Source organism: Flavobacterium sp. ACN2, from assembly GCF_002303885.1.
Lineage (GTDB): Bacteria > Bacteroidota > Bacteroidia > Flavobacteriales > Flavobacteriaceae > Flavobacterium.
This window is the reverse complement of the sequence record NZ_MRCM01000004.1, coordinates 72554-86934: the sequence shown is the minus strand read 5'-3', so window position 1 is coordinate 86934 and position 14381 is coordinate 72554. Positions and strand designations below refer to the sequence as shown.

At 35.1% G+C, this 14381-nt stretch carries 12 protein-coding genes; all 12 read right to left on the bottom strand.

What is annotated here, in order from left to right; genetic code table 11:
- Positions 1 to 24 precede the first annotated feature (24 nt).
- Entirely contained in the window at positions 25 to 1431 is a 1407-nt protein-coding gene (gene ftsA / locus BSF41_RS05890) for a cell division protein FtsA (RefSeq protein ID WP_095928591.1), read from the bottom strand.
- 6 nt (positions 1432 to 1437) lie between these two features.
- Complete coding sequence (locus BSF41_RS05885; RefSeq protein WP_095928590.1) at positions 1438 to 2160, bottom strand: cell division protein FtsQ/DivIB; 723 nt, start codon at positions 2158 to 2160, stop codon at positions 1438 to 1440.
- The gene (gene murC, locus BSF41_RS05880) at positions 2147 to 3496 is read right to left on the bottom strand and encodes a UDP-N-acetylmuramate--L-alanine ligase (protein ID WP_095928589.1); all 1350 of its coding nucleotides are present in this window, start codon (positions 3494 to 3496) and stop codon (positions 2147 to 2149) included. Before murC ends, BSF41_RS05885 begins: the two co-directional genes overlap by 14 nt.
- A gap of 144 nt (positions 3497 to 3640) precedes the next feature.
- The gene (gene murG, locus BSF41_RS05875; protein ID WP_095928588.1) at positions 3641 to 4729 is read right to left on the bottom strand and encodes an undecaprenyldiphospho-muramoylpentapeptide beta-N-acetylglucosaminyltransferase; all 1089 of its coding nucleotides are present in this window, start codon (positions 4727 to 4729) and stop codon (positions 3641 to 3643) included.
- A 45-nt stretch (positions 4730 to 4774) separates the two neighbouring features.
- Positions 4775 to 6085, bottom strand: coding sequence for an FtsW/RodA/SpoVE family cell cycle protein (locus BSF41_RS05870; RefSeq protein WP_095928587.1), 1311 nt, complete (start codon positions 6083 to 6085; stop codon positions 4775 to 4777).
- A gap of 89 nt (positions 6086 to 6174) precedes the next feature.
- Complete coding sequence (gene murD / locus BSF41_RS05865) at positions 6175 to 7506, bottom strand: UDP-N-acetylmuramoyl-L-alanine--D-glutamate ligase (protein ID WP_095928586.1); 1332 nt, start codon at positions 7504 to 7506, stop codon at positions 6175 to 6177.
- Positions 7507 to 8739: a phospho-N-acetylmuramoyl-pentapeptide-transferase gene (gene mraY / locus BSF41_RS05860; RefSeq protein ID WP_095928585.1), complete on the bottom strand. Its 1233-nt coding sequence runs from the start codon at positions 8737 to 8739 to the stop codon at positions 7507 to 7509. It abuts the gene before it with no gap.
- A gap of 102 nt (positions 8740 to 8841) precedes the next feature.
- Positions 8842 to 10305, bottom strand: coding sequence for a UDP-N-acetylmuramoyl-L-alanyl-D-glutamate--2,6-diaminopimelate ligase (locus BSF41_RS05855; RefSeq protein WP_095928584.1), 1464 nt, complete (start codon positions 10303 to 10305; stop codon positions 8842 to 8844).
- Complete coding sequence (locus BSF41_RS05850) at positions 10302 to 12308, bottom strand: penicillin-binding protein (RefSeq protein ID WP_095928583.1); 2007 nt, start codon at positions 12306 to 12308, stop codon at positions 10302 to 10304. Before BSF41_RS05850 ends, BSF41_RS05855 begins: the two co-directional genes overlap by 4 nt.
- Entirely contained in the window at positions 12299 to 12646 is a 348-nt protein-coding gene (locus BSF41_RS05845) for an FtsL-like putative cell division protein (RefSeq protein WP_008467159.1), read from the bottom strand. The genes BSF41_RS05850 and BSF41_RS05845 overlap by 10 nt, the downstream gene beginning before the upstream one ends.
- Positions 12647 to 12667: 21 nt before the next feature.
- Complete coding sequence (rsmH, locus tag BSF41_RS05840; protein ID WP_172426853.1) at positions 12668 to 13576, bottom strand: 16S rRNA (cytosine(1402)-N(4))-methyltransferase RsmH; 909 nt, start codon at positions 13574 to 13576, stop codon at positions 12668 to 12670.
- Positions 13551 to 14024 carry a division/cell wall cluster transcriptional repressor MraZ gene (locus BSF41_RS05835; RefSeq protein ID WP_035691746.1) on the bottom strand — a complete coding sequence of 158 codons (474 nt, stop codon included), beginning with the start codon at positions 14022 to 14024 and terminating at the stop codon, positions 13551 to 13553. Before BSF41_RS05835 ends, rsmH begins: the two co-directional genes overlap by 26 nt.
- Positions 14025 to 14381 lie beyond the last annotated feature (357 nt).

Sequence of the window (14381 nt, the reverse complement as noted above, 5' to 3'; positions counted from 1 at the left end):
CAAGAAATAATCCTTCTCTTTTTATTATTCTGCGTTGTCTAAAAATTCTTTGATTTTGTCGACATATCGATCAAAAAATGATCTTCTTATTTTGGTTTCAGTAGATTCATTTTTAGGCACCTTCTGACTTACAACTTCTTCAGGATCATCAATGGTTTCTACTCTTTCAACGTAGTTTTCTTCTACTTCGTATCGCTGTACTGGCGGAGCGGTTCTATAAACAATTTTTGGTTGCTCTTTTACCATTTCCATTCTAACAGCGCTTTGCGAACTGTTTTCGATACTGTTCATTACCAATCCTACTGCAGTTGCATATAACGGGCTAGAGATTTCTTCTCCAGAGTTTCCTGCCAAATGCTCGTTCGGATAACCAATTCTCGTATCCATTCCTGTAATATATTCTACCAGCTGCTTAATGTGCTTTAATTGTGCACCACCACCTGTTAATACAATTCCAGCGATTAGCTTTTTACGAGGATCTTCGTGTCCGTATGCTTTAATTTCTGCAAAAACTTGCTCTACAATTTCCACCACTCTTGCGTGAATAATTTTAGATAAGTTTTTAAGCGAAATCTCTTTTGGTTCTCTTCCTCTCAAACCTGGAATAGAAACAATCTCGTTATCTTTATTTTCGCCTGGCCAAGCAGATCCGAATTTTATTTTTAAAAGTTCAGCTTGTTTTTCGATGATTGAACAGCCTTCTTTGATATCATCTGTAATTACATTTCCACCAAAAGGAATTACAGCCGTATGGCGAATGATACCGTCTTTGAAAATAGCTAAATCTGTTGTTCCACCACCAATATCGATAAGCGCAACACCAGCTTCTTTTTCTTCCTGACTCAAAACAGCATCTGCAGAAGCTAATGGTTCTAATGTCAATCCAGACAATTCTATTCCTGAACTCTGAATACATCTACCAACATTTCTGATAGAAGATGCCTGTCCAACTACAACGTGAAAACTAGATTCTAATCTTCCGCCATACATTCCGATTGGCTCTTTAATTTCAGACTGTCCGTCAATTTTGAACTCTTGTGGCAAAACGTGAATAATTTCTTCTCCCGGTAACATCGCCAGTTTGTTTACCTGATCGATTAGAAGCTGAATATCTTTTTCGCCAATTACTTCTTCTGGATTATTTCTGCTGATGTAATCTGTATGCTGAATACTTCTGATGTGCTGTCCGGCAATACCCACAACCACATCTTTAATTTTGTATCCTGAATTATTTTCTGCTTCGACTATCGCCTGCTGTATCGATTGAATCGTCTGCGTAATGTTGTTTACTACTCCTCTGGCAACACCCAAACTTTTGGATTTACCAATGCCCAAAATCTCCAACTTACCATATTCATTTTTTTTGCCAATCATGGCAACGATTTTGGTTGTTCCAATATCTAGACCTACTGCAATATTATCTTTTTCCATTTTCTATTATTTAGTGCAAACTACTTGTTCCGTAAACCTAAGGTCAATTTTTTTGTATTTGTATAACGAACTATCTAAAACTGCTTTTTGAAAAAAGGCTTTATAGTTTCTAAATTTCTTATCAACATTCATCGTTCTTCCAAAATCTATGAAGTAATCATAGTTACGATTAAACATTTTTAAGCTTCCATTCGGCATAATCTCTACAGCAATGATGTTTTTTTTCAAAAACGCATCGTCATAAATTGTGCGAAATAAAGCTGCTAAATCTTCGTTATTTTTTTCATTTATTGCCCCTGAAACAAGAGGAACTCGCGCAGTGAAATTGTCCGATAAGTGCATTTTATTTCCCTCATAGTCAATATAAAAAGAAGCAGCGCCGTCATAAACTCTTGCTATGGGCGTCTTCTGTTTTACTACTGCTTTTAGAACTCCATCAATACTTACAAAAACGTTTGACTTCTCAATCATCTCTTGCGTATCGATGGTTTTCTCTATCTTATTCAAATCTAGTTCATCTTTTCTAATACTGGAAGCATCTCTTCTATTTTCTATCAACAATTTATTAACCGTCTCTGGCTTCACAAAAAGCGTATTTTCTCCTACAAAAACGACTACTGATTTTTTCAATTTTCGATCGCCATTTCGGTGCTTAGCGAAAGAATATAGAAACAAAACCAGTCCGAAAATAAGTACTAATCTAATATTTGCCCAATTAAATATTTTCATTTAAAACCTTTTTAATTGACGGAACCATCTCTCCCAGATCACCAGCTCCAATTGTTACAATAATAGGTGCATCACTGGCTTTAATTTCACCTAATAAATCTTCTTTTGTAACAATCTTTTTGTTCGAATTTGTCATTTTACCCAAAAGCCACTCAGAAGTTACTCCTTCCATCGGAAGCTCTCTAGCAGGGTAAATATCCATCAAAAACACTTCATCAAACTGCGATAAACTTGCTGCAAATCCGTCGACAAAGTCTCTTGTTCTGCTAAACAAATGCGGCTGGAAAATTGCCAAAACTTTACGTCCTGGATACAACTCTCTAACTGCTTGATGAACAGCATTTATTTCTGTTGGATGATGTGCATAATCATCAATATATACTAAATTTTCACTCTTAATTTGATATGAAAAACGTCTTCTAATTCCGTTGAATGAAGCAATGGCTTTTGCAATAGAATCGGTCGGGGTGCCGAAAGTCTTAGCCATCGCAATAGCCATCAATCCATTCATTAAATTGTGTCTTCCAGGCAATCCAAAACGCAAATCTTTCATAATTTCTGATGGCGTCTGCACATCAAAAACATAAGCCCCATCTTCAATGCGAACATTAAAAGCCTTATAAACAGCATCTTCATTTACAGCACATTGAACTCCCTCTAAAGGCAACTCTTTTGTAATGAAGAGATTATTTTTATCTTCTACTTTTGAAGCAAACTCTCTAAAAGAAGCCTCAATTGCATCACTAGTTCCATAAATATCCAAGTGATCCGCATCCATAGAAGTCACACAAGCGATGTCTGGACGCAAATGCAAAAATGATCTGTCAAATTCATCTGCTTCTACCACCGTTACCGTTTTTCCGCTTCCGATTAAATTTGAATTATAATTCTCTACAATTCCACCAATGAAAGCAGTTACATCAGCACCGCTTTGAAACAAAATATGCCCCAAAATACTAGAAGTCGTTGTTTTTCCATGCGTTCCTGCAACTGCAAAACAAAAAGTATCTTTACTTATGATTCCAAGAACTTCAGCTCTTTTTTTAACCTGGTAATGTCTTTCAATAAAATAATTCCATTCTGAATGTGTTTTTGGAACCGCTGGCGTATATATCACCAACGTATTCTCCAAATAATAATCTTTTGGAATTAAGCTTATATCATCTTCAAAATGAATATCAATACCACTCTCAATCAATTCATTAGTTAGCATAGAAGGCGTTTTGTCGTAACCTGAAACTTGTTTTCCAATAAACTTGAAATAACGAGCCAGAGCACTCATTCCGATTCCTCCGATACCAATAAAATAAACGTTTTGTATTTGATTTAAATTCATTTTTTTTTTGCTTTATGCCGTAAGCTTTAGGCTGTAAGCCTATAACTTTTGTCTTTATTTTCTAATCCTCTTTTATCCTTTTAATCTATATTACGTTTTAGATAGCATTCTCAAGCTTAAAGCTGATTGCCTATAGCTTACAGCTTATCTAATTAACTTGACAATTTCAGCCACAATATCTTGTGTAGCTCTTGGTTTTGCCAATTTTTTAATGTTATCACTTAATTGTTTTTGTTTTCCAGAATCTTTCAGCAGCGCTTCAAAAACAATGCTAAACTGACTGTCAAGCTCAGATTCTTTCAACAAAATCGCACCTTTAGCATCAACAATCGCTTGTGCATTTTTAGTCTGATGATCCTCAGCTACATTAGGTGACGGAATAAAAATCACTGGTTTCCCTACAATGCACAATTCTGACACTGATGAAGCACCTGCACGTGAAATTATGACATCCGATGCTGCGTAAACAAAATCCATTCTTTCAATAAAATCGACCACTTTTACATTTGGCTGATTGTATTTTTTATAATCTTCAAAATATAATTTTCCACATTGCCAGATTACCTGAACATCTTGCGAAAGGAAATTTTGCAGTTCCTTCTCAATTAACTGATTGATTCTTCTTGCTCCTAAACTTCCTCCTAAAACCAGTAATGTTTTCTTATTCGGATCTAAGCCATAAAAAGCAATTGCTTCTTCACGTTTGCTTTCAATGTCAATTAAATCCTGACGAACCGGATTCCCTGTTAAAACAATTTTTTCTTTTGGAAAAAAACGCTCTAAATTTTCATAAGCCACACAAATTGCATTGGCTTTCTTGCTCAACAATTTGTTTGTAATTCCTGGATAAGAATTCTGCTCCTGAACCACTGTTGGAATTCCTGCCGAACCTGCCGCTTGCAATAAAGGTCCGCTGGCAAAACCACCCGTACCGATTACCACATTGGGCTTAAACTTTTTAATTATTCTTTTTGATTCCAATAAACTGCTTGCCAGTTTAAGAGGAAACATTAAATTTTGTAATGTCAATTTTCGCTGTAAACCAGCAATCCAAAGACCTTTTATTTCATAACCTGCCTGAGGCACTTTCTGCATTTCCATTTTATCTCTAGCACCTACAAAAAGAAATTCTGCATCAGGAAATTGTAATTTTAATTCATTTGCAATTGCAATCGCAGGATAGATATGTCCTCCTGTTCCTCCTCCGCTAAGTATGAATTTATACTTTGTCATCTGTCTAAAAATTACAACTTTTTAAAAAATTTTTATATTTTAATCTTATTTGTTTAAAACCGCATTCATCGGATTTCTTGAATTGTCTTCTATCGAATACATTGCCTCTTCTTCATATATTTCATCTGCTGGCAAATCCTCTTCTGCCATTTCTTTATCTATCAATCGCTGTAAGGCTTCTTTTCGTTTTTCTCTCTCCAATTTATCCTCAGCAATTTCTTCTTCTTTTCTTGTTACACTAATGATAATTCCAAGTCCAAGACAGGTCATCCAAATCGAACTTCCCCCGCTACTTATCAACGGAAGTGTCTGCCCTGTAACTGGCAACAATTCTACCGCAACCGCCATATTAATCATCGCTTGAAATATCATCGGAAACCCAACACCAACGACAACTAATTTCCCAAACACCGTTGGAGCTTTATGCGAAGCAATTACAAATCGGAACAATAACAACAAATAGAGAATAACAATTGAAACTCCTCCAACCAAACCGTATTCTTCTACAATAATGGCATAAATAAAATCGGAAGAAGATTGTGGCAAAAAGTTCTTCTGAACACTTTTCCCTGGACCTAACCCTCCTAATTTCCCAGATGCAATTGCAATTTTTGCTTTCTCAATCTGATAGTCATCTTCGTCTGGTTTGTCTGTTGTAAAATTCGTAATACGACTTTCCCAAGTTGAAACCCTGCTAAAGAATCTTGAGTCTGGAAAAGCTTTTGCCACTAAAAGGAAAAATGCTAACATCGCAACTCCTGAACCAATGATAAAAGCAATATATTTTAATGGATATTTACCAATAAATGTCAGCATCAAAACCATTGCAAAAATTAACGCCGTAGTCGAAAAGTTTGCTGGAAGAATTAATACTAATGTGATAAATACTGGAACCCAAAGCTGAATCAACGAGGTCTGAAATGGCTCATTTTCTTCTTTAGTCTTAGACAAATAGCGCGCTACATAAATAAACAATACAATAGATGCTAATGTTGATGTCTGAAACGTAATTCCGATAAAGGGAACCTGAATCCAACGGCTAGCGTTTGCACCAGCGATAACAGTTCCTTTTAAAAGCGTATAAAGCAGTAAAATCCAAACCACTGGAAGCGCAATCTTCGAAATCGCTCTAAAATAGTGATACGGCACTCTATGCACCCAGTAAATAATTAAGAATCCAATACAGATATGCGCCAGATGTTTTACTAAATATCCTAATGTATTTCCTGTTCCGTGCCCAATATAAGCCAAATTACTACTTGCACTAAAAACAGGCATAAACGAAAACAACGCCAATAAGGCCACAAATGACCATATTACCCTATCTCCTTTTAGTTTGTTTACTAGCTCCTTCATTGTTGTTTTGTTTCAAGTTTCTTTTGTTTCAGGTTTCAAGTTTCAGGTGTCTAACTTGAAACCTGAAACTTGAAACTTTAAACTATTTTCTACAAGTTGTGTACCGCTTGCTTAAATTGTTTTCCTCTGTCTTCGTAGTTTTCGAATAAATCGAAACTTGCGCAGGCTGGAGACAATAAAACCACGTCGCCTTTTTCTGTTAATCTTTGCGCAGTTTTTACTGCATCATTCATATTATTTACTTCAACCATAATATCAACAACGTTTCCAAAAGCATCAATAATTTTACGGTTATCGATTCCAAGACAGATAATTGCTTTTACTTTTTCGCGTACTAACGACATTAATTCGTTGTAATCGTTTCCTTTATCAACACCTCCAACAATCCATACTGTTGGTGAATTCATACTATCCAAAGCAAAGAAAGTAGCGTTTACATTTGTTGCTTTTGAATCGTTGATATATTGAACGTTCTGTATTTTTAATACTTTTTCTAAACGGTGTTCAACACCTTGGAAATTAGATAGACTTTCACGAATCGTTGCATTTCTAATTTGCATCAATTTAGCTACAGAGCTTGCTGCCATGGCGTTTTTCATATTATGTTTTCCTTCTAACGCAATGTGTTCTGTATCCATTGTAAACTCTTCTTGGTTGATCTTTATTTCCATTTTGTTGTTATTTATAGAAGCCCCTTCATCAAATTTTTTCGTCAATGAAAAAGGAATTAATTTTGCTTTTGTTTTGTTTTGCTGCAACCATTTTGTACTTGCTTCATCATCTGCATCGTAAATCAGATAATCACTTTCAGTCTGGTTCATCGTTATTCGGAACTTCGAATTGATATAATTTTCATATTTATATTCGTATCGATCTAAATGGTCTGGACTTATATTGGTTATTATTGCAATATCGGGTCTGTAATTTATTATTCCGTCTAACTGAAAACTGCTTAATTCAAGAACGTAGGCATCAAATTTATTCTCGGCCACCTGCCAGGCGAAGCTCTTTCCAATATTCCCTCCCAATCCGACATTTAATCCTGCATATTTCAACAGGTGATGGGTCAGCATTGTTGTGGTTGTTTTACCATTACTTCCTGTAATCCCGATAGTCATTGCTTCCGTGTAAGGAATCGCAAATTCAATTTCAGAAATAACTTTCACTCCTGCCGCAACCAACTTTTTTACTATCGGAGACTTGTCAGGAATTCCTGGGCTTTTCATTACCACATCTGCATTTAGAATTAAATCTTCTGTATGCTGCTCTTCTTCCCAGGCTATTTTATTAATGATAAGAACTTCTTTGTAACTCTCTTTTATTTTTCCAAAATCGGATACAAAAACATCATATCCCTGTTTCTTACCGAGGATTGCGGTTCCTACACCGCTTTCTCCTCCTCCTAAAACTACTAGCCTCATTTATCTCAGTTTTAAAGTGATGATTGATAAAATGGCTAACATTACAGCAACAATCCAGAAACGGGTTACGATTTTACTTTCGTGGTATCCTTTTTTCTGATAATGATGATGCAAAGGCGACATCAGGAAAATTCTTCGTCCTTCTCCGAAACGCTTCTTCGTATATTTAAAATAAGTTACCTGAATAATTACTGAAGCACTTTCTGCTAAGAAAATTCCACAGAATAAAACAATCAATATTTCTTTACGAACTGCAATGGCTAAAACTGCGATAATCCCTCCAATAGTCAAACTTCCCGTATCTCCCATAAATACAGAAGCTGGATAAGAATTGTACCAAAGAAAACCAATAAGCGCACCCACAAAAGCTGAAATAAAGACCGTCATTTCTCCCGAATTGGGGATGTACATAATATTCAGATAATTTGAAAAAATGATATTACCAGAAACGAACGTAAAAATCCCGAGTGCGAGGACGGATATTGCAGAGGTTCCTGCGGCCAGTCCGTCGATCCCATCTGTTAAATTAGCCCCATTTGAAACCGCTGTAATAATAAAAATCACTACTGGAATAAAAATCAACCAAGCCCATTTCTCATATCCATCTCCCATAAAAGACAATACTTCAGCATAATCAAATTCATTATTTTTTACAAAAGGAATTGTCGTTGCTGTAGATTTTTCTTCAATAGGCGCTGGCAATACAACTGTTGTGTTTCCCGCTGTTTTAAAAATATCTGTACGTCCAGTATCTGTTCTTACCGTAACAGCAGGATTAAAATAAAGAACCGCTCCTACTATAATTCCAAGACCAACTTGACCAATTACTTTAAAAATACCTTTTAAGCCTTGTTTGTCTTTTTTGAATATCTTGATATAATCATCAACAAAACCAATTGTTCCCATCCACAATGTTGTTACAATCAGCAAAACGATATAAATGTTATGCAATCTTGCAAATAACAAAACCGGAACTAAGGTTGCAAAAATGATAATTAACCCTCCCATTGTTGGCGTACCAGCTTTTTCATTCTGACCTGCAAGACCAAGCTCACGTACTGTTTCCCCAACTTGCTGACGGCGTAAAAAGTTAATTACTCTTTTACCATAAATAGTCGACAGAAGCAACGAAAGCATAAATGCCAAAGCTGATCTAAATGTGATGTACTGGAAAACCCCTGTTCCAGGAACGTCCAATGTTTTATCAAAATATTCGAATAAGTAGTACAGCATATTTTCTTATTTTTTTAAATTCCAATCTCGAATTAAATTCCAATTTTTTAAAACCCAAAATCCAAATTTTATTGGGATTTGGAATTTGAAATTTCCTTTTTGTTATTTATTTAGTTGTTCTAAAATCTCTTTTACCGTTTCCATATCATCAAAATGATGGCGAACACCATTTATTTCTTGATAGGTTTCATGCCCTTTTCCTGCAATTAAAATGATATCTTTAGGCTGAGCAAATTGACAAGCCGTTTTAATTGCCTGTTTTCTATCTGTAATTCGCAGCATTTTTTTATAGTTGTGAGGCTCAACTCCCTGCTCCATTTCATCCAAAATAACTTCCGGATCTTCGTTTCTTGGATTATCTGAAGTCAAAACCGCTTTATCGCTTAAATCTGAAGCAATCTTTGCCATTATTGGACGTTTTGTTTTATCACGATTTCCTCCACAGCCTACTACAGTAATTAGCTGTTCGTTTTTAGTGCGAATATCATTTATCGTTTTTAAAACATTTTCTAAGGCATCTGGCGTATGTGCGTAATCTACAACAGCAGTAATTCCGCCATCTGATACGATATACTGAAAACGACCCGAAACACTTTCTAAATCAGATAGTAAACGTAACGCTTCAAGACTATCAATTCCTAGCTCTACTGCGGTTCCATAAATCGCTAAAACATTGTATGCGTTGAATGTACCAATCAGTTTTACCCAAACTTCATTATCATTGATTTTCAACAATAATCCAGACAATTGGCTTTCTAAAATCTGCGCTCTATAATCTGCATAAGATTTTAAAGCGTAAGTCAGTTTTTTAGCCACTGTATTCTGAAGCATTACCGATCCGTTTTTGTCATCAATATTCGATATAACAAAAGCTGATTTTGGAAGAGAATCAAAAAATGACTTTTTAACATCTCTATATTCAGCAAATGTTGGATGATAATCTAAGTGATCATGAGAAAGATTCGTAAAAATTCCGCCCACAAAATGCAAAGCTTCTGTACGTTTCTGGTGAATTCCATGCGAACTTACTTCCATAAAACAATGTGTAACGCCAGCTTCAACCATTTCATTTAAATAATGATTTATAGTTAAAGAATCTGGTGTTGTATGCGTTGCTGGATATTCTGTTTGATCTACTACAATTTTTACCGTTGACAATAAACCAACCTTAAAGCCTGCTTTTTGAAACAACTGAAACAATAAGGACGCAATAGTCGTTTTTCCATTTGTTCCTGTTACACCAACTAATTTTAGTTTTGCAGACGGATCTTCAAAATAATTAGCCGCCATAAAAGCCAAAGCGGTGTTCGTATCTTTAACCTTAACATAAGTTACGTCAGTAGCCGCATTTTCAGGAAGCGTATCACAAATAATAGCTTTTGCCCCAAGCTGAATTGCTTTTTCGATATAATCGTGTCCATCTGAAAGTGAACCGCGAATTGCTACAAAAATATCATTTGCTTCTACTTTACGAGAATCAAATTCGATTTTCTGAATAGCAATATCTGTTGAACCTTTTACAGATTCAATAGCTACTTTATATAATATGTCTTTTAATACGTTCACGATAATTCTAATAAAATTGTTGTGTTTTTACTTATACTGGTTCCCGCTTGAATCGATTGATTCTTTACTTTCCCCATTCCATTTACTTTTACTTTCAAACCTAAATTTTCTAGTAAAGCAATCGCGTCCATTCCTGGCATTCCTTTTAAATTCGGAATCTGGTTAAGCTTTTTATTAGCTTCAGCCGTATATTTATCATAACTAGCATCCTGCTTCGGAATTCTAGAATCTAATTTTTTGATTTTATTTGTCGAAGGCGCATCGGTAAAAATCTTTTGCGCAATTCTCTTAAAAACCGGTCCGGCAACATCTGCTCCATAGTAATTATTTCTAGACGTATTAGGTTTATGAACTACTACAATACAAGAATACTTTGGATGATCAGCTGGAAAATAGCCCGCAAAAGAAGATGCATAATACATTCCTTCTCTTCCTGCGTTGCCATAATTCACCATAGCTGTTCCCGTTTTTCCTGCCATTGAAAAATCTTTCGAATACAACTTAGAACCTGTTCCTTTTTTCACCACATTCGCCAAAACTGCTTTTACTTTTTTAAGTGTCTCTGGTGAACAAACCTTTGGATTCATTACTTCTGTATCAAACTTTTTAATGGTTTTGTTCCATTCTTTAATTTCTGATACAAATTGCGGTTTTACCATTACCCCATTGTTTGCAACCGCATTATACAAAGTTAAAGTCTGCATTGGCGTAACCGAAACGTTATATCCAAAAGCCATCCAAGGAAGCGTAGTTCCCGACCAATGTTTGTCTCCAGGCTGCGGAATATAAGGCCTTCCTTCTCCTTTAAAATGCAATCCCAATGGTTTATTTAAGCCTAAATTATTGATATGATTTACAAATTTAGAAGGGTTGCTTTTGTAATTTTCGTAGACTGCCTGAACCATTACGGTATTGGACGAAAGCTCAAATCCGCGTGCCAAAGTAACTTTCCCGTAACCACCTCTATGCGAATCACGAACAGCTCTTCCATAATATCTAATTTCTCCGCCATGACTATCGTAAACTGTACTTGTATCAGCCACCTTATCTTCTAAAATCGCCATTAAATCAACTAATTTAAAAGTCGATCCAGGTTCGTGAGATTCAGCAACTGCATAATTGGTTGTTTCGTAATAAGAACCATCTTCTGCTCTTCCTAAATTTGAAATCGCTTTTATATATCCTGTTTCTGTTTCCATTACTACCACACAACCGTGATCTGCTTCGTAATCTTCCAATTGTTTCAACAAAGCGTGGTGTGCGATATCTTGAATGAAAACATCTATAGTCGAAATCACATCGTAACCGTCAATTGGATCCACTTCGTTTACATCACGAATTGGTTTCCATTGTCCTTTTGCAATTTTTTGCTTTAGAATTTTACCATCTTTTCCGTTCAAATAGCTTTTAAAAGCCCATTCAATTCCTTTTCCTACTTCTATTCCAGTTGCTGGATCAATACGGTCGTAGCCAATTGTTCTTTCTGCAATTTTACCTATTGGATGTTTTCTAACAGTTTCTTGCTCAACAATAATTCCACCTTTGAAAGCACCTAAATTGAATAATGGAAACCCTTTAATTTTTACATATTCCGTATAACTCAAATTGCGGGCAATCAAATAATAACGGTTTTTATTCTCTCGTGCTTTTCTTAATTCTTTTTGAAAATAGCCACTTGGCTTATCTAAAACAGTTGCTAGAGAATCTGACAATTGTTTTACATACTTTTCGAATGTTTCTTTTTTTGGCGCTTTTGCATCAAAACGAATTTCATAATTCGGGATAGATGTTGCCAATAAACTTCCATCAGCAGAATAAATATTTCCTTTATTGGCAGGAATTACAAAATTTCTAACGGTACGCTGTTTCGCCAGTTTTCTGTAATAATCTCCATCAACCCACTGAATATTGGTTAATTTAACGACAATAGCAATTGCCATCAAAAAGATGAAAACTGCTACGAGGTAAATTCTGTAGGATATATGTTTATCGTCTACTGCCATATTCTTTTAAAGAAACTTTTTTCTTCTTCTTTTTTAACTTCTATTTTCACTGGAGGAACCGTCGACGGAAAAATTTGTTTTTCTAACATTTTATCCGAGATAGTTGACTCCATTTTTAACTTCATCAATTCTGAACGGCGATCTACAAATTCAGATCTTAGTTCTTTTACTTCATTATTTAATTTCGCGATTTCAAAAACCTTTTGTTCGTATCGCTGTGTATTGGCAATCATCAAAATGGCCAGCAGAATTATAAAAACGATAAATCGCCAATTTTTTACTGCATCTTCATGAATCAGGAATCTTGCTTTTAATATGCTAAATACACCACTTTTCATTATTTCCTACCTTAATATATATTATAGCTTTTCTGCGACTCTTAATTTGGCACTTCTTGCTCTATTATTAATTTTGATTTCTTCGTTGTCTGGAACAATCAGTTTTCCGATAGTTTTGAATGGAACTGAAAAATTTCCGTAAAAATCTCTTTCTGGCTCTCCTTCAAACATTCCGTTTTTAATAAACCTCTTTACCAAACGATCTTCTAAAGAATGATACGAGATTACCGAAAATCTTCCTCCTGGTTTTAAAACTTCCAACGACTGCTCAATAAATTCTTTTAGAACATCCATTTCCTGATTTACCTCGATTCGAATTGCCTGGTATATCTGAGCCAAAACTTTGTTTCGAACTTTCTCTGGCAAAAACTTTTTCAGAACATCTTTCAATTCTTCAGTCGTTTTGATTGGGTAATCTTTTCTTGCCTCAACAATTGTTCTAGCCAAAACCGGTGCATTTTTCAACTCCCCATAATCAAAAAAAACACGACGTAAATCCTGTTCTTCATATTCGTTAACCACTCGATAAGCATTCAAATCATTCTTTTGACTCATCCGCATATCTAGTTCGGCATCAAATCGGGTAGAAAAACCTCTTTCTGGAACATCAAACTGATGTGATGAAACTCCCAAATCTGCCAAGATTCCATCTACTGCTTTTACTCCGTGAAAACGTAAAAACCTTTTTATGAACCTAAAATTTTCGTTTATCAAAGTGAACCTTTCGTCTGGCAGTGCATTGGCAAGCGCATCTTCGTCTTGGTCAAATGCAAACAGCCTTCCGTTTGGCCCTAATCTTTTTAAAATCTCTTTTGAATGACCACCGCCTCCAAACGTAACATCTACATACACACCATCAGGTTTAATATTTAAACCATCTACTGTTGGATGAAGCAAAACCGGATTATGATATTCCATCTTCGTCGTCATTAATATTTCCCATTACTTCTTCGGCTAGATCTGCAAAATCCATATCTTCGCCACTAATTGATTTCTCGTATAAATCTTTGTCCCAAATCTCAACAATATTAACCGCAGATGAAAAAACCACATCTTTAGAAATACTTGCAAACGTTACCAAATCTTTTGGAACAAGCAATCTTCCTAATGCATCAACCTCAACCACTTTAACACCAGCAGTAAACCTTCTAATGAAATCGTTGTTCTTTTTTACAAAGCGATTAAGCTTGTTGATTTTTTTCATCATCGCATCCCATTCTACCATAGGATACAATTCTAAACACGGCTGAAAAACAGAACGCTTCAAAACGAATCCGTCTTGAAGAGAAGCCGTCAACTGCTTTTTTAAAGGTGCAGGCATCATTAGCCTCCCTTTAGCATCGACTTTACATTCATATGTTCCAACAATTGTGTTCAAAAAAAACTAGTTAACATGTTATACAGCAAAAATATAAAAAATATTACCACATATTACCACTTTATACCACTTTGTTAATAAGTTTAACCACTTTGCTACCACTTTCCATAACCTGCATTTAATCAATACTTTAACTATTAATTAACAGATTCTTAAATACGTTATTCATTCAAAAAAATAATGCGCTAATTTTCTTAAAAAATTGATTATAATGCACATTTCTTAACATTTACGTATTTTAACAAATATCATCTTAATTACTGATTTTTAACATTTTACATATTCTACTGAAATTATCTAGTTAAAAAATGGCATCAAAAATTCATTTTTGTTGAATTAACCCTATATTTGTCGAAA

Excerpts from the sequence above, each read along its gene's own strand:
- ftsA (WP_095928591.1), bottom strand. The coding sequence starts at position 1,431 with ATGGAAAAAGATAATATTGCAGTAGGTCTAGATATTGGAACAACCAAA.
- BSF41_RS05885 (WP_095928590.1), bottom strand. The coding sequence starts at position 2,160 with ATGAAAATATTTAATTGGGCAAATATTAGATTAGTACTTATTTTCGGA.
- murC (WP_095928589.1), bottom strand. The coding sequence starts at position 3,496 with ATGAATTTAAATCAAATACAAAACGTTTATTTTATTGGTATCGGAGGA.
- murG (WP_095928588.1), bottom strand. The coding sequence starts at position 4,729 with ATGACAAAGTATAAATTCATACTTAGCGGAGGAGGAACAGGAGGACAT.
- BSF41_RS05870 (WP_095928587.1), bottom strand. The coding sequence starts at position 6,085 with ATGAAGGAGCTAGTAAACAAACTAAAAGGAGATAGGGTAATATGGTCA.
- murD (WP_095928586.1), bottom strand. The coding sequence starts at position 7,506 with ATGAGGCTAGTAGTTTTAGGAGGAGGAGAAAGCGGTGTAGGAACCGCA.
- mraY (WP_095928585.1), bottom strand. The coding sequence starts at position 8,739 with ATGCTGTACTACTTATTCGAATATTTTGATAAAACATTGGACGTTCCT.
- BSF41_RS05850 (WP_095928583.1), bottom strand. The coding sequence starts at position 12,308 with ATGGCAGTAGACGATAAACATATATCCTACAGAATTTACCTCGTAGCA.
- BSF41_RS05845 (WP_008467159.1), bottom strand. The coding sequence starts at position 12,646 with ATGAAAAGTGGTGTATTTAGCATATTAAAAGCAAGATTCCTGATTCAT.
- rsmH (WP_172426853.1), bottom strand. The coding sequence starts at position 13,576 with ATGACGACGAAGATGGAATATCATAATCCGGTTTTGCTTCATCCAACA.